This is a genomic window from Arthrobacter sp. TJ-263, from assembly GCF_058269155.1.
On the sequence record NZ_JBZCNE010000003.1, the window covers coordinates 185,434 to 201,903 of the forward strand.

Here is a 16,470-nt window from a genome sequence, read left to right on the forward strand (position 1 = left end):
GACCCACCTAGGCGATGCGAGTCCCCCGCGCGAGGCGCCCGGCCGGCATCGTCAGCTTCCGGCGGGCGGCCAGCAGGAGCCCGGTCGCCAGGACCAGCTGGATCCCCAGCCCCAGAGGCCAGATCGGTGTCTCCTGCGGGAGCGGGCGAAGAGCCTGGCTTGCCTCCTCGCAGGTCTGGTCGGTGTCGGGTCCGGCCTGCGCCGACCGCACCCCCTGGCTGATCGTCTCCATGACGCCCGGCGTGTAGTACGGGCCGTCGGCGGGACCGTAGGGATTCGGCGTGCCCTGCTCCGGCAGGTCCTCGACGCTGTAGGGCACGGCGTCGGCCACCACCACGAACGGGTTCGCGGCCAGGATCCAGGTGATGTACTGCGTGTTGGGTACCTCCGACCGGTAGGTCTGCGTCACGCACTCCAGCTCGGCGCCCGGATCGGGGACGCCCATGCTGTCGAGGCTTGCCTCCGGGTAGTTGTAGTAGGACGACGTCATCGTCCGCTCCTCCATCACCAGCATGGTGCTCAGCCCGAAGACGATCACCGTGCCGACGGCCAGCAGCGCCACCAGCATGTACGTACTGACGATGGAGAAGAGGGGCCGGTTGGCGAGCGCCGAGACGCCCACGCCGATCGCGCAGACCACGCCGAGCTGCACGGCGAGCATCAGGAGCGAGACCACGGCCTCCTGGCCGTTGACGCCGCCGAGCGTCAGCGCCCAGAAGATGAAAGGGCTGCTGAGGACGAGGAACGCGAGGGACCCCACCCAGGAGGCCAGCCATTTCCCCGCAAGCAGCTGCCCCGGCGTGAGCAGCGTGACCTGGAGGATCGCGAGGGTGCCGCCCGCGCGGTCACCGTTGATGGCGTTCGCCGAGAGGCCCGGGGAGACGAGGAGCCCGAAGAAGAGGACGAAGCCGACGATCAGGTCGAAGAGAATCCCGCCCTCGTTGTCGGTGGCCCCGATCACCCCGAGGGCGAGGACGAAGATGAAGCCGATCACCACGAACCAGGTGCCGAGCATCCAGTACCAGCCCCTGCCCCGGAGTCGCTGCTTCATCTCGAGGGTGAACACCGTGCGGACCGCTGTCCGGAACGGCAGGGAGGTGGAGGAACGGACGGGGTGGGGGGTCGAGGGTTCGGTCGCTGTGCTCATCGTCTGTCCGTATCGAGGCTCATGTAGGTTTCTTCGAGCGCACCGCCGGCGGGTGCGAAGGCGGTGACGACGACGTCGGCCATCACCAGGGTGCGCAGCAGCCAGGAGGCCTCTGCGGTGCTGCCGAGCTGGACGAGGAACTCCTCGCGCCGCGAGTCGCGGCGCGTCTCGAAGCGCACGCCGTGGCTCTCCAGGGCTGCGGCGAGGGCTGTCATCGGCTCGGCCTGAATGTAGTAGCGGCGGATCTGGCCGCCGGCCTCGTCGAGCGTCTGGCTCTTCACCGACTGCCCCCGGCTCACGAAGACGGCACGGTCGGCGATCTCGTCGAGTTCCGACAGGACGTGGCTCGAGACCACGACGGTCCTGCCCTCGGCGGCGAGCGAGCGCAGGAGCGACCGCAGGTCCACCCGCGAGCCGGGATCGAGGCCCGACGCCGGCTCGTCCAGCAGCAGGACCTGCGGGTCGTGGATCAGGGCGCGGGCCAGACTGAGCCGCTGCTGCTGACCGCGGGAGAGGACACGGGCCGGCTGGTGGCCGAAGTCGGTGAGCTTCACAGCCGCCAGCAGTTCGTCGGCCCGCCGCGTCCGCTCCGCGGAGCTCATCCGGTAAAGCGCGCCGATCGTCGTCAGCACCTCGTGGGCGGTCAGCGATTCCCACGCGCCCAGGGTGTCCGGCATCCAGCCGACCCTGCTCCGCACCTCCCTGGGCTGCGTGACGGGGTCGAAGCCCGCCACCCGGATGGTGCCGAGATCGGGAGCCAGCAGGCTCGCCATCATCAGCAGCAGGGTCGTCTTGCCGGAGCCGTTGGGACCGATCAGAGCGGTCACTTCCCCGGGCGGAGCCTCGAAATCGATATCGCGGACGGCCTGCACCGAGCCGAAGCTCCGTGCCACCCCCTCGACGACGATTCCCCCAGATTCGTTGGTCATGCTCCGAGATTAGGCGACGCGCGAGCATTTGGGCCGGAGTTCGGCAAGGGAATCGTGGGGCGCCCGCAGGTTCTTATTCGGACCCCGACTTTGAGCGGACGATTCCCCCGCCGCTACACTGGCACGGGCGTAGGATCCCGATCCCCCGCTCCCTCAGGCGCCGACGCTGCCGCCCGTCACAGCAAGCACGGCCGGCTGACGCCGCCGTCCTCCTTCGTCAGTGAGCGAGTGCATGAGCCTCATAGTCCAGAAATTCGGCGGATCGTCGGTGGCCGACGCCGAAGGCATCAAGCGCGTCGCGCGGCGGGTCGTCGACACCCAGGCAGCAGGCCATGAGGTGGTCGTCGTCGTCTCCGCGATGGGCGACAGCACGGACGAACTGCTGGACCTCGCCGGGCAGGTGAGCCCGACGGCGTCGGACGCCCGGGAGATGGACATGCTCCTGAGCGCGGGCGAGCGCATCTCCATGGCCCTCCTGGCGATGGCGATCCACGCGGCCGGCGCCTCCGCGCAGTCCTTCACCGGCAGCCAGGCGGGCATGATCACGGACGCCATCCACGGCAAGGCGCGGATCATCGACGTCTCCCCGCACCGCATCCGGACGGCCATCGAGAAAGGCGATATCGCCATCGTCGCCGGTTTCCAGGGCATGAGCCGCGACAGCAACGACATCACGACCCTCGGCCGTGGCGGATCGGACACCACCGCCGTCGCCCTCGCCGCCGCGCTGGGCGCGGACGTCTGCGAGATCTACACCGACGTCGACGGCGTCTACACCGCCGACCCCCGGGTGGTCGCCTCGGCGCAGAAGATCGACACGATCTCGAGCGAGGAGATGCTCGAGATGGCGGCGTCAGGAGCGAAGATCCTGCACCTGCGCTGCGTCGAGTACGCGCGCCGCTTCGGCGTCCCCCTGCACGTCCGCTCCTCCTTCAGCCACAACGAGGGCACCTGGGTGCTGCCCAGCCCCGATGACCAGATCAAGATTCAAGAGGGAGAACCCTTGGAACAGCCCATCATCTCCGGCGTCGCGCACGACCGCTCCGAAGCGAAGGTCACGGTCGTCGGCGTACCCGACATCCCCGGCAAGGCAGCCGAGATCTTCGGGATCGTCGCCGGCGCCAACACGAACATCGACATGATCGTGCAGAACGTCTCGACGCACGGGTCCGGCCGCACGGACATCTCCTTCACGCTCCCGATCGTCGACGGCGCCGAGGCGCTCGCCGCGCTCGGCGCCGCGCAGGACCGCGTCGGCTTCGAATCGGTGGACTACAACGAGAAGATCGGGAAGCTCTCGCTGATCGGCGCGGGCATGCGTTCGAACCCCGGCGTCTCCTACCGTTTCTTCCGCGCCCTGTCCGACGCCGGCGTAAACATCGACATGATCTCGACGTCGGAGATCCGCATCTCGGTGGTCACGGGCGCGGACCTGCTCGATACCGCGGTACGTGCCGTGCACGCCGCGTTCGAGCTCGACGGCGATGCCACCGCGACGGTGTACGCGGGGACGGGCCGCTAGCCGCTTCGTCGGGGCCCCTGCGTCACCTGACGACCTTCGTCCCATCGGCCGCGGCCGTGAAGCGGGACTGTTCGAACCCTCCCACCCCGCGGTCCCGTGGAGTGGGATGACGACGACCGGACACGGACATGGAGAAGGCCGGTGGATCAGGGATCCACCGGCCTTCTGCCTGTCATTCAGCTGGGGTGTTACTTCACGACGACCGTCACGTAGGTCACCGCCGAGGATCCGGCGTAGGTCACGCGGCCCACGTAGGAGCCGGCGGCGAGGCCGGTCCAGGTGAGCGTGACGGCACCCGTGCTGCCGTTCGCCAGGGCGAGCGGGTTCGGGGTCAGCGTCGCATTGTTCTCCGTGCCGCTGAGGACCGCCGCATCGATGGTGCCTGCGGTCGGCCGGTTGTCCGTGCTGCCGTACAGGTTGGCGATGATCCGGTACTTGCCGGGTGCCGGCTTCTCGAGCGTGATCGTCTCGCTGGCATCCGCGGTCGCCACCTGGGTGACGGTGCCTGCCGGCGTGATCAGGAACATGTCGAAGTCGGCGGTCGGGTCACTCGAGAGGACCGAGAACCTCGCGATCGGGGCGCCTGCGGGGACGGTGACGTCCTTGACGGCGTTTGAGGCGTTGTTCGCGTTGGCCAGGCCACCGGGGACCAGGTTGATCGCCGTCGAGTCCGCCTTGGCGAGGCCCTGGAGCGTCATCTGGATCGGGGTGTTGGTGCCCGAGGTGACGTCGAAGGTGCCGCTGCCGTCAGGACCCGCGGAGGTGAAGGCTGCCTCGGCCGGAGCCTTGACGGCCTGCGGGCGGACGGCCACCGGGGAGGTGACGGTCTTGCCCTGGCCGGACCAGGTCAGGGACCCGGCTGCGAACTTGCCGAACGGCGCGCTCTCGTTCTCGAAGGTGACCTTGAAGGTGCGCTTCTCGCCGGGTGCACTGAAGTTCAGGACCGACGGCGTGACGGTGACCTTGACTCCGGGGACGTTCGCGGTCGCACGGTAGAGGCCGGGGGTGACGGCCGTGACCGTGCGGGTGACCTCGATGCGTCCCGTCAGGTTGCCGAGCCCGAAGGACGGCACGTTGGTGTCCTTCGTGGCGACCGGCTTGACACCGGTTATGCCGAGCTCGACGCCGGTGCCCGCGATGAAGCTGAGGTAGTCCTCCACGGTCTGGTCGTAGACCAGTCCGGGGCTGAGTACGGTTGCCGGGTTGATGTGGCCGGCGCCCACCGCGAGGACGTCGGTCTCGACGCCGCCCGTGGCGGTCTTCAGTGGGTAGGCGGTGGTCATCATCGCCGACTTCACGGTGGCCGGGGACCAGGCGGGGTTCTTGCCGAGGACCAGCGCGGCGAAGCCCGCGACGTGAGGCGAGGCCATCGAGGTTCCGGAGAGGAACCCGAACTGCGCCCCCTTGGAACCGACCGTGGAGACGCCCGCGAGGACGGCGACGCCCGGAGCCGTGATGTCCGGCTTCAGCAGGTCGGACCCGGTGGCCAGCAGGGGGCCGCGCGAGGAGAAGCCTGCGATCTGCGGTGTGGGAGGCAGGGGCTTGCCCGTGGTGTCCGTGGGCTGCAGGGCGACGGTGATCGACGGGTTGGCCGCGACCTTCGCCTTGAGCTCGAGGGCCTCGGGCGCGTTGACGTGGACCGTCGGCACCACGTGCTGATCGGTGTCCGTCGAGGAATCGACGAGGTTGACGAGGATCATGCCCACGCCTCCGGTACGGAGCACCTCGGCACTCTTCGCGGTGCGGTCGACGACGCCGCGGTCACAGACCACGATCTTGCCGGCGACCTTCGCCGGGTCCAGGGTGTTGGGGCCGCACAGGTTAGGGCTCGCCGCGCCTGCCGCCGCCGCGTTCACCGCGAGGACGACCGGGGTGGCGGGCACACCGGCGCGCATGATCGACGCGCCGCGGTACTTGGTGCCGTCCGAGAATTCGGCGGTGCCCTGCAGCTCGTAGTTGAAGGTGCTCGCGGCGACCGTGGTCATCCACGGGGCGCCGTGGTTCACGGTGCTGGCGGTGGGGCCGGAGTTGCCGGCGGACGCGGCGACGAAGATGCCCGCCGAGGTGGCCGAGAGGAAGGCGAGGGACACGGGGTCCGTCGTCGTCGTCGTGCTGCCCGAGATCGAGTAGTTCAGCACGTCCACGCCGTCGAGGATGGCCTGGTTGATGGCGTCGACCGATGCCGAGGAGTAGCAGCCGCCCGTGTTGGGGTCGGTGTCCTCCCAGCAGGTCTTGTAGACGGAGATCTTCGCCTCGGGGGCGACCCCGGAGGAGACACCGAAGTTCCGGCCGTCGACGGTCTGGGTGACGCCTGCGTTGCCCGCGGCGGTGCTCGCCGTGTGCGTGCCGTGGTTGTCGATGTCCACCGGGGAGAGGACTTCCTCGGGCGCGCGGTTCGCGGCGGGCACGCTCGCGATGAAGGCCTCGTCGAAGTACTGCGCGGAGACGACCTTCGAGTTGCAGAGGCTGCCGTCGAAGCCCTGGCCGACCTCGCAGTCACCGACGAACGTGCTCCCGTCGGCCTTCAGCATGGCGATCCTGCCGTCGGCGTCGCGGTAGGGCTCACCCACCTTGGGCTTGGAGTTGCCGGGGAGCGGCTTGACGGGCTTACCGGCGAAGAAGGGGTTGTCGGGGGCGTAGCCGGTGTCGATGACGCCGACGACCGTTCCCTTGCCCGCGTTCTTCTCGCCGCCGAACTGGGTCTTCCAGGCTCCCTTGTTGCCGTTGAGACCGAGGAAGTCGATGGTGGAGTAGTCCGGGGCGTTCTCCACGTCCGGTGCGACCATGAGGACCTTGTCGCTCTTGGCGAGCTCGATGGCCTGGTCGGCGCTGAGATCCGCCGCGAAGCCGTTGATGGCCGCCGTGTAGGTGCGGTCGATCTCGACGCTCTCCGCGGTGGCGACCTCCTGCTGCTTGGTCTCGAGGAACTTCGAGTACTGCTGGACGTTCGGCGCCTGGGCGTCGAGCTTCTTGCCCGGCTGCGGCTTCGTCGGGGCGATGCCCTGCACGCCGCCCGTGTAGGTGGCGATCGGCTTGTCGGCGAGTACCACGATGTACTTGCCGGCCGGGTACTGCGCCGGATCCAGATTCTTGGCGGGCGCCTTCTGCGGCGTCACTGACGTCGCCGGAGCCGGCGCTGCGAAGGCAACCGGCGCCACCGCCGTTGATGAGACCAGTAGCGGCAGACCCAGAACGATCGCCGCGGCGGCGCGCATGCTGGTGCGCCCCTGCCCGGCTATTCTCCGTTGTGTCATAGGAAGGTAGTGCCTCTCGTGAAAGTACGGGCCGGCCGAAGCCGTTCCCCCGATGCCGTGGTCTCCCGTATGGGACCCCACCCCTGTGATGACGCTCACAGACGCCACAGCGAGCACAAACTTACCCGAGGCAACACACCCTGAACAGTGACCTTCGGCCGTGTTTCCCAGAATTCACACAGGATATTTACCAGGAGGCGAACAGGTGATAATAGGAGAATGCCCGCTGACCTCCTGACCCGTCTCGCGCAGGCGGAATGGCAGGACCGCGAACGGCGGCACCACGAGCGGGTGGCCCGCTTCGCGGAGCCCTACCTGGAGCGGCGGTCGCGTGGGGCCAAACATCCGGTGGAGGACTTCCTCTTCACCTACTACACGCAGAAGCCGGGCCAGCTCATGCGCTGGCACCCGGGGGCCGCCGTCGTGCTGGCGGGACCGGCCGCTGCGGAGCGCACCGGCTGGAAGTACTACGCCGCCGTCGACGACGGGGTCCGGGTCGACGCGCAGCGCTTCGCGGTCGAGCGGCGCGACGCCGTCGACTTCGCCCGGTTGATCCTCGCCCGGACCGCGGCGCGACCCGCGCAGTTCGGTTGCTTCGGGCTCCACGAGTGGGCGATGGCATACCGGTCTGCAGTCAACGGCGTCCGCCACGAATACCTGCAACTGCGCCTCGGGGCGGACGGCACCGACGGCGTCGTCGACTCCGCGCGGATCCGCTGCACCCACTTCGACGCCTTCCGTTTCTACACCCCGGAGGCGGTGCCCCTGAACGAGCTCACGCCCACGCGCCGGACGCAGCGGGACCTCGAACAACCGGGCTGCCTCCACGCCAACATGGACCTGTACAAATGGGCGTACAAGCTCACGCCGCTGCTGCCCAGCGAGATCGTCATGGACTGCTTCGAACTGTCCTGGCGGATCCGGACCATGGACATGCGGGCCTCCCCGTACGACCTCGCGGACTGGGGCTACACGCCGATCGCGATCGAGACGGCCGAGGGCAAGGCGGAGTACGTCCGGCTGCAGCGCAGCTTCGCCGAGGAGTCGCAGGCGCTCCGGGCGCGGCTCCTCGGATTGCTCGACGACGCGCTGGATGCTCCCTAGCCGCGCCGCCCGGGACACCTCGCCGTCGTCCCGCGTTGTTCTATCGCCAGCCGTTACGCTGGGGAGCCAGCCGAAGGGGACGCCATGACCAGCACCGATCCGAGGCCTGCAGCGGGCCGTGCACGCAGGGCCGCCCGGCGTGCCCTGGTTCCGCTCGTGGCGCTCACCCTCGCCCTCTCCGCCTGTAGCGAGAGCGGCCCGCCAGACGAACCCGATGGACAGGAGACCTCCGTGCAGTCCCCCACCCCCTCGCCCGCGCCGGACGACAGCGCCACCCCCGGCCCGGCGCCCTCCGGCGCGGGCTCCGCTCCACCGGCGTCCGCTCCACCGGTGTCCGCTCCACCGGCGCCGGCGACTCCGCCGGCGGCCTCGACGAACGCCCTGCTGACCATCTCCGTCCGGCAGGATGCCTCCTCGGACCCCGTCCAGTACGTGCTCGAGTGCGTCGACGGCGTCCCCGGGCCGGCCTCCACCCATCCCAACGCCGACGCCGCGTGCGCGACCCTCACGCGGATCGGCGCCGCGTTCTTCACGGCTCGCCCGAACAAGGACGTGCTCTGCACCCAGCAGTACGCGGGTCCGCAGACGGCGAGCATCACCGGGGAGATCGACGGGACCCCGGTGGTGGGATCCTTCGCGTTGACGGACGGCTGCGAGATCTCGCGCTGGAACAGTCTGACGGATCTCCTGGGCGCGCCCGGGGCGCAGTAGAGCCGGCGGACGCTGCGACGGGATCGGCCGCCCGCCGGACCGGGCAACCTCAGCGCAGCACCTCGACGAGGGCGACCCAGGAGAACAGGATGCCTCCGACGATCGCGAGGACGCATCCGGCAGCGAGCCAGGCGAGACCGGTCGCGGGCGCGCCGAGGAGCAGGAGGACGGCGCCGACCGCGAAGGGGCCGAGGGGAAGCGCCCCTGCAACGATCTTTCCGGCGCGCTCCGAAGGCTTCCGGCCGCTCTCGGCGGCGACGAGGCGGACGGCGTGCACCTCGAGAGCGAGCACGACCACCAGTGCGGCGAGGACCTCGAGGCCGTGGGCCCAGGCGGTCTGACCGGGAACGAGTCCGATCGCGCCGACCACGATTGCAAGAGTGAGGGTGCCGATCGAGGCGGCGGCGCGGGCCGGCAGTGCCGGCGACGCCACGATCGCGGAGATGTTGACCGACATCGCCACGATCAGCAGGCCGGCGAGCGCCGCGGTCGCCCCGACCATGGCGACGTTGAAGTCGGTCCACGCCTCGAGGGACTCCGCCATGACGGGCATCCTACGGGACCGGAGCGCTGGGGGCCGAACAGGCGCGCACCGAAAGCCGGGCGCCGGACGGGGGCTCAGGGAATGCCCGGTAGACTTGGACCGCAAGCTCGCGGAGCGCCGGTATCAACCCTGATGCGGCGTGAGACGGCACTTCCGGGCTACTGCATTTAATGCTGGAACCCCCAGCACTTGCCGCTCACGCACAGGAGTTGCCGGATGCCCCGGATCGTTGTCGACGTCATGCCCAAGCCCGAGATCCTCGACCCCCAGGGTAAGGCGATCGCCGGAGCACTCCCCCGGATCGGGCTCACCGGCTTCGCCGGCGTCCGCCAGGGCAAGCGCTTCGAACTGACCGTGGACGGTGACGTCACGGAGGAGGTCCTCGAGCAGGCCCGCCATGCCGCCGCCACGCTGCTGTCCAACCCGGTCATCGAGGACGTCACCCGCGTGGAGGTCATCGAGGAGGACGGCCAGTGACCGCCTCCAACGTCGAGACCCCGCTCATCGGCGGCCCCCAGCCCGTCGCCGGCCGCGAGGACAGGGCGCTCGACGGCGTGAGGGTCGGCGTCGTCACGTTCCCCGGCTCGCTCGACGACCGCGACGCCGTCCGCGCCGTCCGCCTCGCCGGCGGCAGCGCCACCCAGCTGTGGCACGGCGACCACGACCTGCAGGGCGTCGACGCCGTCATCATCCCCGGCGGCTTCTCCTACGGCGACTACCTCCGTGCCGGCGCCATCTCCCGCTTCGCGCCGCTCATGGAGCAGATCACCGCGGCGGCCTCGGGCGGGGCGGATGCCCTCCCCGTGCTCGGCATCTGCAACGGCTTCCAGGTCCTGACCGAGGCGCACCTGCTGCCCGGGTCAATGATCAAGAACAACTCCCTGCACTTCATCTGCCGCGACCAGCGCCTGCGCGTCGAGAACGCCGGCACCTCCTGGACCTCGGACTACGCGGACGGTGAGGAGATCGTCATCCCGCTCAAGAACCAGGACGGGCAATTCGTCGCCGACAACCGCACCCTGGACGAGCTCGAGGGCGAGGGTCGTGTGGTCTTCCGCTACGTCGACGGCAACCCCAATGGCTCTCGCCGCGACATCGCCGGCATCTCGAACAGCGCGGGTAACGTCGTCGGGCTCATGCCGCACCCCGAGCACGCCGTCGAGGCGGGCTTCGGCCCGGACTCCTCGGCCCGCGGCGCCGTCGAGGTCCGCGGTGGAACCGACGGGCTCGGCATCTTCACCTCGGTACTCAAGAAACTGGTGGGCTAAGTGACTGCAGGAACAACGTCCCGTGCGTTCAACATCGACACCGTCGCGAATGCGGAGGCCACCCCCGGCCAGGCGCTCCCCTGGGCGGAGCTCGGGCTCAAGGAGAACGAGTACCGGCGCGTCGAGGAGATCCTCGGGCGCAGGCCCACCGGCGCCGAGCTCGCCATGTACTCGGTGATGTGGAGCGAGCACTGCTCCTACAAGTCCTCCAAGGTGCACCTGCGCCAGTTCGGCGAGAAGGTCACCGACGCCATGAAGAAGCACCTCCTCGTCGGGATCGGTGAGAACGCCGGCGTCGTCGACATCGGGGACGGCTGGGCCGTGACCTTCAAGGTGGAGAGCCACAACCACCCGTCCTTCGTGGAGCCCTACCAGGGCGCGGCCACCGGTGTGGGCGGGATCGTCCGCGACATCATCTCCATGGGCGCCCGCCCGGTCGCCGTCATGGACCCGCTGCGCTTCGGGGCGATCGACCACCCGGACACCGCGCGCCTCGTGCACGGGATCGTCGCGGGCATCGGTGGCTACGGGAACTCCCTCGGGCTGCCGAACATCGGCGGTGAGGTGGTCTTCGACGCCGTCTACCAGGGCAACCCGCTGGTCAACGCCCTCGCGGTCGGCGTGCTGCGGCACGAGGACATCCGCCTCGCCAACGCGTCCGGCGCGGGCAACAGGGTGGTCCTCTTCGGTGCCCGCACCGGCGGCGACGGCATCGGCGGTGCCTCCGTGCTGGCCTCCGAGTCCTTCGACTCCTCGAAGCCGTCCAAGCGTCCCGCCGTCCAGGTGGGCGACCCGTTCGCCGAGAAGGTGCTCATCGAGTGCTGCCTAGAGCTGTTCAAGGCGTCCGTGGTCGAGGGCATCCAGGACCTCGGCGCGGCGGGCATCTCCTGCGCGACGTCGGAACTCGCGTCCAACGGCGACGGCGGCATGCACGTGGAACTCACCAACGTGCTGCTCCGCGACCCCTCGCTCACGCCCGGCGAGATCCTGATGTCGGAGTCGCAGGAACGCATGATGGCGGTCGTGACGCCCGCGAACGTGGAGGCGTTCGAGGCCATCATGGACAAGTGGGCCGTGGAGTACTCCTGGCTGGGCGAGGTCACCGACACCGGCCGGCTCATCATCGAATGGGACGGCGAGAAGATCGTCGACGTCGACCCCCGCACCGTCGCCCATGAGGGCCCCGTCTACGAGCGCCCGTACCACCGGCCCGAATGGCTCGACGGCGTCCAGGCCGATGCCTTCACCGCCTCCGCTGCCGCCGAACGGCCCGCCGACCTGCGCGAGGCCGTCCTGGAGCTCATGGCCTCACCCAACATGTGTGCGAAGAACTGGGTCACCGACCAGTTCGACCGCTACGTCCAGGGCAACACGGCGCTGGCCATGCCCGACGACGCCGGCGTGGTCCGGGTCGACGAGGAGACCGGCCTCGGCGTCGCCATCTCCACCGATGCGAACGGCCGCTACTCCTACCTCGACCCCTACGAGGGGGCGCGCCTGGCGCTCGCCGAGGCGTACCGGAACGTGGCGACGTCGGGTGCCGAGCCCCTCGCCGTCACCGACTGCCTGAACTTCGGCTCCCCCGAGGACCCCGAGGTCATGTGGCAGTTCGCCGAGACCGTCCGCGGCCTCGCCGACGCCTGCCAGGAGCTCGGCGTGCCCGTGACCGGCGGCAATGTCTCGCTGTACAACCAGACCGGCGGCGTCGCCATCCACCCCACCCCTGTGGTGGGCGTGCTCGGCGTGTTCGACGACGTCGCGCGGCGCACGCCGTCGGGCTGGCGGGAGGACGGGCAGGCCATCTACCTGCTGGGGACGACGGCGGACGAGCTGGACGGCTCCGAGTGGGCCAACCTGCGCGGGCACCTCGGCGGGCAGCCGCCGGCACTGGACCTCGCGGCCGAGAAGACGCTCGCGGCGATCCTCGTCAACTGCTCGCGGGACGGCATGATCGACGGCGCCCACGACCTCTCCGAGGGGGGCCTCGCGGCCGGGCTGAGCGAGATGGCGCTGCGCTTCGGCGTCGGCGCGCGGATCGGGCTCGACGAGCTGTGCGAACGCGACGGCATCGACGCATTCACCGCGCTGTTCAGCGAGAGCCAGGCCCGCGCCGTCGTCAGCGTCCCACGCTCCGAGGAGGTCCGCTTCAACGACATGTGCACGGCGCGGAACTTCCCCACCATCCGGATCGGCGTGGTGGACACGGAGAACCGGGCGTTGGACGTGCAGGGCTACTTCACCCTGCCGCTGGACCGGCTGCGCGAAGCCCACGAGGGGACGCTGCCGAGGCACTTCGGCTGACCCCGGCTCCGACGGGACCCGGTGTCCCGCCGGCGGGGTTCCTCGACCGGACGCAGATGCGGGAGTCGCAGCCCGCGGTGGACGTCAGGCGGTCTTCGGCATCGCCGTGACGACGACGTTCTTCCCCCAGGGGTCCTCGGTGTAACAGCTGATGAGGACCACGCGGTTCGGGACGATGTTCCAGATGTCGCTGTCCTTCAGCGTGTCCTTGTCATGGGTCGTCACCGAGTCGACGACGTAGGTGAGGTCGCCCGTCCCGACGGTGAGCGTGAACTCGGCACCCACCAGGGTTTCGTCGCTCAACGCGTTGAACGGTGCGTCCCTGCCGTCCCAGCTGTGGCCTGCGATGTAGGTGGTGTTGACCGATCCGGCGCCGGGGATCCCGTAGGACGTCAACCAGTAGGCGTCGATGGTGAGCGGAGGGACGAGGGTCTGCGCGGCGAGGTCCGCCTCGCTCGGCGTGAGCGGCAGGACCGCCATGTCGACCCCCGCGGCGGGGAAGGACAGTCCGATGGGCTCGGCTGCGGCCGGGCCGGGCGCCGGGGTGGACGCCGCGGATGCGGGGGCAGCCGCTGCTGCGGACGGCGAGGACGACGGCACGGGGGTCGCGACGGCCGACGGCGTGCTCGACGACGTCGGGGCTCCCGACGACGCCGGGGGCATGACCGAGACGGCGATGGCGAGCCCTGCGGCAGCGACGAGGGGCAGCGCCGCCCAGCGCTTCGCAAGCGAGCGGCGCGGCTGCGGCTGTAGGGCTGTCTGCGCGGGAGCACCCGGCCGGTCCGGGGCTTCGTCGGGCATCCGGGGCTGGTCCATGGCTGCGCTGTCCTGAGCTCGAAATGGATGATGCGCCGGTCCGGCCCCGGGGCAACGGTCCTTCGACCACTACCCCGGGGCCGGATCGGCCGGCCTGCTAGCGCTGTGCGCGCTCGAGACGACGCATGCGGGCGGCGGTGGCCGCCGGAACCGCGACCCCCACGGCCAGCAGCGCCGCGATGAGGGCCACGGCGGCGCTGTTGTCCTCGGTCGCGACGGCGGTCTGGACGTTCAGGCCCTTGTTCGTGCCGGTCGGTGCGGGGACGACGGCGCTGGGAGCGGCCGGAGGAGCCGGCACTGCGACCGGGGCCGCCGGCACGGCGACCGGAGCCGGGCCCACCGGAGTGATCCCCGGGCCGGCCGGATCGACGCCGATCGCTTCGGCGTCACACGCCGCGAGGAACGCCTCGAACAGGGCGAGGATCTCCTTCGCGAGGGCCTCATCCACGTTGAGCTGGTCGAGGAGGTCGGATGCTGCGCCGTCTGCCGCCTCCAACGCCGCCGAAGCGGTCAGGACCTCGGGGGTGTTCAGCGCGGCATCGTAGACAGCGATCGCTGCATCGTATGCCGACGACGCTTCCTTCTCACCGTCCTGCGCAGCCAGAAGCGCCTGCTGTGCCTCGATGACGACCGGGTCCGTATTCGGATCCTCGGCGGTCGATTCCTCAATGGCCGTGGCGAGTGCCGTGGTGGCGTCCGCAGTGACCAGGGCCGCGGCGTCGATTGCTCCCTCGGCAGTGACGACCTGAGCCTCGGCGGCGATTGCTGCCTCCGACATCAGCGCAGCCTGCGCGACTGCATCGAGGTTCGCCGCAGCGTCCACGACCGCCGCCGTCGCCAGCTCGAACTGGCTGACGAAGCGGAGATCGACACCGGCGAGACCGAGAGCCGCGTTGAACTGCGCAGAAGCCTGCAGGCACGCTGCGTCACCGGGTGCGGCCGCCGCCATCGGAGCTCCGAAGAACAGGCCACCGGCGAGGAGGGTGGCCGTCGAACCGGCGGCAACCCACGTATTGGTACTGATCATGTCTGTGCGTCTCCTGGACACGTAGTTTCCCCCGGGCCATCCCCGACGGCGCAGCTTGCGGCCCCACAAGTAAGCAGCGCCCTCGGAGAGGGCGCTGCGAACAAGATCGCCATGATCCGCTGATCGTTTCGGGGCAGGAGCCCCAGCATCCTGTGAATTACCCGAACGATCGCTGTATGCATCAACCTAGAGCTGTTGTGTGACGTAAGCAATGAGATGAGGCCATCGAGCAGGGTCACGCTTTGGCATCGATCAGCGTGTTCGACGGAGGCATGGCGTTGTGCGGCTTCGCAGGCAGGGCCGCTGCGGCGGATGCCGGACCCGGGGCGGCATCCGCCGCTCAGGCGAAGTGCGCCTTCGCGATCAGCCCGTGCACACCGACCGTCCGGTCGACGACCTGCGACACCGCGAAATCCGCCGCCGCGGAGAGGTACGCGTAGGCCACCGCGCGGTCCATGCCCCGATCATGCTGCAGGAAGTCGAGCGCGTTGATGATGGCACGGCGCATGGCGACGTTCAGGTCGCCCGAGACGCCCCCACCGGCCAGCCCGTCCGGATCGGACAGGCCGATCGGGATCCAGGCTTCCTTCGTCTCGGCGAACGGGTAGGAGTACGCGACCGAGGGAGCGTCGCCGGAGCCGGGTTTGCACACCGTCAGCCGGAACGTCCCGCGCAGCGAGCCCTCCATCGCAGTGAGCGCCACCTCGCCGTCGCCCATGCCCATGTGCGGATCGCCGACGTAGAAGAGGGCTCCCGGGGCCTTCACCGGGAGGTAGAAGGTGGATCCCGCGCCGAGGTGACGGATGTCGATGTTCCCTCCGCCGAGCGTCGGCGGCACGGAGTTCGCCTCGGGCGACGTGAGGCCGTCGGCCTCCGCGAAGGCGACGCCCATCATCCCCATGAACGGCCGCAGCGGGAATCGCACCGTCAGGTCACCGCTGGTCATCACGCCCTTGCCCTTCTCGATCCGCGTGAACACCGAGACGTTGCCGTAGTCCGACGGGATGCCCGATGCGCGGTTGTCCGTGGCCACCGGCGGCATGACCTCGTCGAGGGTGATCCCGGCCGGGGGCATGGGCCCCGGCTGCACCGCGAGGCCGCCCTTCCCGTGCCGGCTGGAGACCACGCCGTAGGGGACGCGGGGAACCACCTCGAGCGTCTCGATCTTGAGCACATCGCCCGGTTCGGCGCCCTCGACGGCGATGGGGCCGGTGACGACGTGCGGGCCGTCGACGTCGAAGCGGCGTTCCGTCCGACGGTAACCGGCGGCGATGTCGACGGCGTCCTCCAGGACCGACGACCGGCCGACGCCGAGCGCACCGAAGTACTCCACCGGGTCGCGCCCCTGGTCCTCGAGGATCCCCTCGTGCGAGAGGGCGTCGATTGTGACCGTCCGGCCGGACCGCATCGTCATGACGGGTGCCGCGTTCACCGTGGGCACATAGCCCCAGAGGACCTCGTCGGGTGTGGAGGAGAGGTAATGATCGCCGCGCATCCGTCCGCGTCCCGGCTGCAGGATGTCGAGGGGCGCCTTCCCCGCGGATCCCTTGCCCGGCGCGTAAGGGGCCTTGCCCTGTGCCCCCGCGTCGTGCCCGACTCCGGGGCCGGTGGCGGTCGCAGCCGGCGCTCCGGCCACCGATGCGGCCGAGAGCGCGCCCAGGGCAGCGACCACTCCCATGAAATTCCGCCTGCCCAATCCGTCCGTCAACACCTCGGCAGCTTCCTGCCCTCCTACGTCAGCCATGCTGGATCCTCCCGGGTCGTGGAGTTTCCCAAGCTAGCGTCGGGGCGTTACGGGCCCGTTTCGGATCCGATACGGCAGGAAGTCCGTTGCAGCAGGCACACGA

13 protein-coding genes are annotated in these 16,470 nt (G+C 69.8%); 6 read left to right on the forward strand and 7 right to left on the reverse strand.

All coding sequences use genetic code 11. The features are described 5' to 3' along the window. Positions 1-7 precede the first annotated feature (7 nt). Positions 8-1,147: an ABC transporter permease gene (locus tag AC4D2F_RS14950; protein WP_490911256.1), complete on the reverse strand. Its 1,140-nt coding sequence runs from the start codon at positions 1,145-1,147 to the stop codon at positions 8-10. Further along, positions 1,144-2,076, reverse strand: coding sequence for an ABC transporter ATP-binding protein (locus AC4D2F_RS14955; protein WP_490911258.1), 933 nt, complete (start codon positions 2,074-2,076; stop codon positions 1,144-1,146). Before AC4D2F_RS14955 ends, AC4D2F_RS14950 begins: the two co-directional genes overlap by 4 nt. 232 nt (positions 2,077-2,308) lie before the next feature. Between AC4D2F_RS14955 and AC4D2F_RS14960 the strand changes: the two genes are divergently transcribed. Beyond that, positions 2,309-3,598 carry an aspartate kinase gene (locus tag AC4D2F_RS14960; RefSeq protein ID WP_104167110.1) on the forward strand — a complete coding sequence of 430 codons (1,290 nt, stop codon included), beginning with the start codon at positions 2,309-2,311 and terminating at the stop codon, positions 3,596-3,598. A 188-nt stretch (positions 3,599-3,786) separates the two neighbouring features. Here AC4D2F_RS14960 and AC4D2F_RS14965 read toward each other — a convergent pair whose 3' ends face one another. Next, entirely contained in the window at positions 3,787-6,852 is a 3,066-nt protein-coding gene (locus AC4D2F_RS14965) for a S8 family peptidase (RefSeq protein ID WP_490911260.1), read from the reverse strand. A gap of 219 nt (positions 6,853-7,071) precedes the next feature. On the opposite strand from AC4D2F_RS14965, the gene AC4D2F_RS14970 reads away from it, so the two are divergent. Next, the gene (locus tag AC4D2F_RS14970) at positions 7,072-7,956 is read left to right on the forward strand and encodes a 3-methyladenine DNA glycosylase (protein ID WP_104167114.1); all 885 of its coding nucleotides are present in this window, start codon (positions 7,072-7,074) and stop codon (positions 7,954-7,956) included. 84 nt (positions 7,957-8,040) lie between these two features. Further along, a complete protein-coding gene (locus tag AC4D2F_RS14975; RefSeq protein WP_490911262.1) occupies positions 8,041-8,667 on the forward strand; it encodes an SSI family serine proteinase inhibitor in 627 nt (208 codons plus the stop codon). Between the two features lie 49 nt (positions 8,668-8,716). Here AC4D2F_RS14975 and AC4D2F_RS14980 read toward each other — a convergent pair whose 3' ends face one another. After that, the gene (locus tag AC4D2F_RS14980; RefSeq protein ID WP_104167118.1) at positions 8,717-9,211 is read right to left on the reverse strand and encodes a hypothetical protein; all 495 of its coding nucleotides are present in this window, start codon (positions 9,209-9,211) and stop codon (positions 8,717-8,719) included. Between the two features lie 216 nt (positions 9,212-9,427). Between AC4D2F_RS14980 and purS the strand changes: the two genes are divergently transcribed. From purS to purL, 3 genes are read left to right on the forward strand one after another with little or no spacing between them, the layout of a single operon-like run. Continuing rightward, a complete protein-coding gene (gene purS / locus AC4D2F_RS14985; RefSeq protein ID WP_490911264.1) occupies positions 9,428-9,688 on the forward strand; it encodes a phosphoribosylformylglycinamidine synthase subunit PurS in 261 nt (86 codons plus the stop codon). Then, positions 9,685-10,479 (forward strand): phosphoribosylformylglycinamidine synthase subunit PurQ, encoded by a 795-nt coding sequence (purQ, locus tag AC4D2F_RS14990; RefSeq protein ID WP_490911265.1) that lies wholly within the window; start codon positions 9,685-9,687, stop codon positions 10,477-10,479. Before purS ends, purQ begins: the two co-directional genes overlap by 4 nt. Continuing rightward, positions 10,480-12,780 carry a phosphoribosylformylglycinamidine synthase subunit PurL gene (gene purL / locus AC4D2F_RS14995; RefSeq protein WP_490911267.1) on the forward strand — a complete coding sequence of 767 codons (2,301 nt, stop codon included), beginning with the start codon at positions 10,480-10,482 and terminating at the stop codon, positions 12,778-12,780. It abuts the gene before it with no gap. An 84-nt stretch (positions 12,781-12,864) separates the two neighbouring features. On the opposite strand, the gene AC4D2F_RS15000 is transcribed toward purL, so the two are convergent. From AC4D2F_RS15000 to AC4D2F_RS15010, 3 genes are all read right to left on the reverse strand, one after another. After that, a complete protein-coding gene (locus AC4D2F_RS15000) occupies positions 12,865-13,596 on the reverse strand; it encodes a class F sortase (RefSeq protein ID WP_490911269.1) in 732 nt (243 codons plus the stop codon). 97 nt (positions 13,597-13,693) lie between these two features. Continuing rightward, positions 13,694-14,623, reverse strand: a complete 930-nt coding sequence (locus AC4D2F_RS15005; protein ID WP_490911271.1) for a hypothetical protein — start codon at positions 14,621-14,623, stop codon at positions 13,694-13,696. A gap of 340 nt (positions 14,624-14,963) precedes the next feature. Then, positions 14,964-16,367, reverse strand: a complete 1,404-nt coding sequence (locus AC4D2F_RS15010) for an acetamidase/formamidase family protein (RefSeq protein WP_490911273.1) — start codon at positions 16,365-16,367, stop codon at positions 14,964-14,966. Between the last annotated feature and the right edge of the window lie 103 nt (positions 16,368-16,470).

Bases quoted from the DNA above. Each gene is read 5' to 3' on its own strand.
- AC4D2F_RS14950 (WP_490911256.1), bottom strand. From the start codon at position 1,147: ATGAGCACAGCGACCGAACCCTCGACCCCCCACCCCGTCCGTTCCTCC.
- AC4D2F_RS15010 (WP_490911273.1), bottom strand. From the start codon at position 16,367: ATGGCTGACGTAGGAGGGCAGGAAGCTGCCGAGGTGTTGACGGACGGA.
- AC4D2F_RS15000 (WP_490911269.1), bottom strand. From the start codon at position 13,596: ATGGACCAGCCCCGGATGCCCGACGAAGCCCCGGACCGGCCGGGTGCT.
- AC4D2F_RS14980 (WP_104167118.1), bottom strand. From the start codon at position 9,211: ATGGCGGAGTCCCTCGAGGCGTGGACCGACTTCAACGTCGCCATGGTC.
- AC4D2F_RS14975 (WP_490911262.1), top strand. From the start codon at position 8,041: ATGACCAGCACCGATCCGAGGCCTGCAGCGGGCCGTGCACGCAGGGCC.
- AC4D2F_RS14960 (WP_104167110.1), top strand. From the start codon at position 2,309: ATGAGCCTCATAGTCCAGAAATTCGGCGGATCGTCGGTGGCCGACGCC.
- purS (WP_490911264.1), top strand. From the start codon at position 9,428: ATGCCCCGGATCGTTGTCGACGTCATGCCCAAGCCCGAGATCCTCGAC.
- AC4D2F_RS14965 (WP_490911260.1), bottom strand. From the start codon at position 6,852: ATGACACAACGGAGAATAGCCGGGCAGGGGCGCACCAGCATGCGCGCC.
- AC4D2F_RS14955 (WP_490911258.1), bottom strand. From the start codon at position 2,076: ATGACCAACGAATCTGGGGGAATCGTCGTCGAGGGGGTGGCACGGAGC.
- AC4D2F_RS15005 (WP_490911271.1), bottom strand. From the start codon at position 14,623: ATGATCAGTACCAATACGTGGGTTGCCGCCGGTTCGACGGCCACCCTC.
- AC4D2F_RS14970 (WP_104167114.1), top strand. From the start codon at position 7,072: ATGCCCGCTGACCTCCTGACCCGTCTCGCGCAGGCGGAATGGCAGGAC.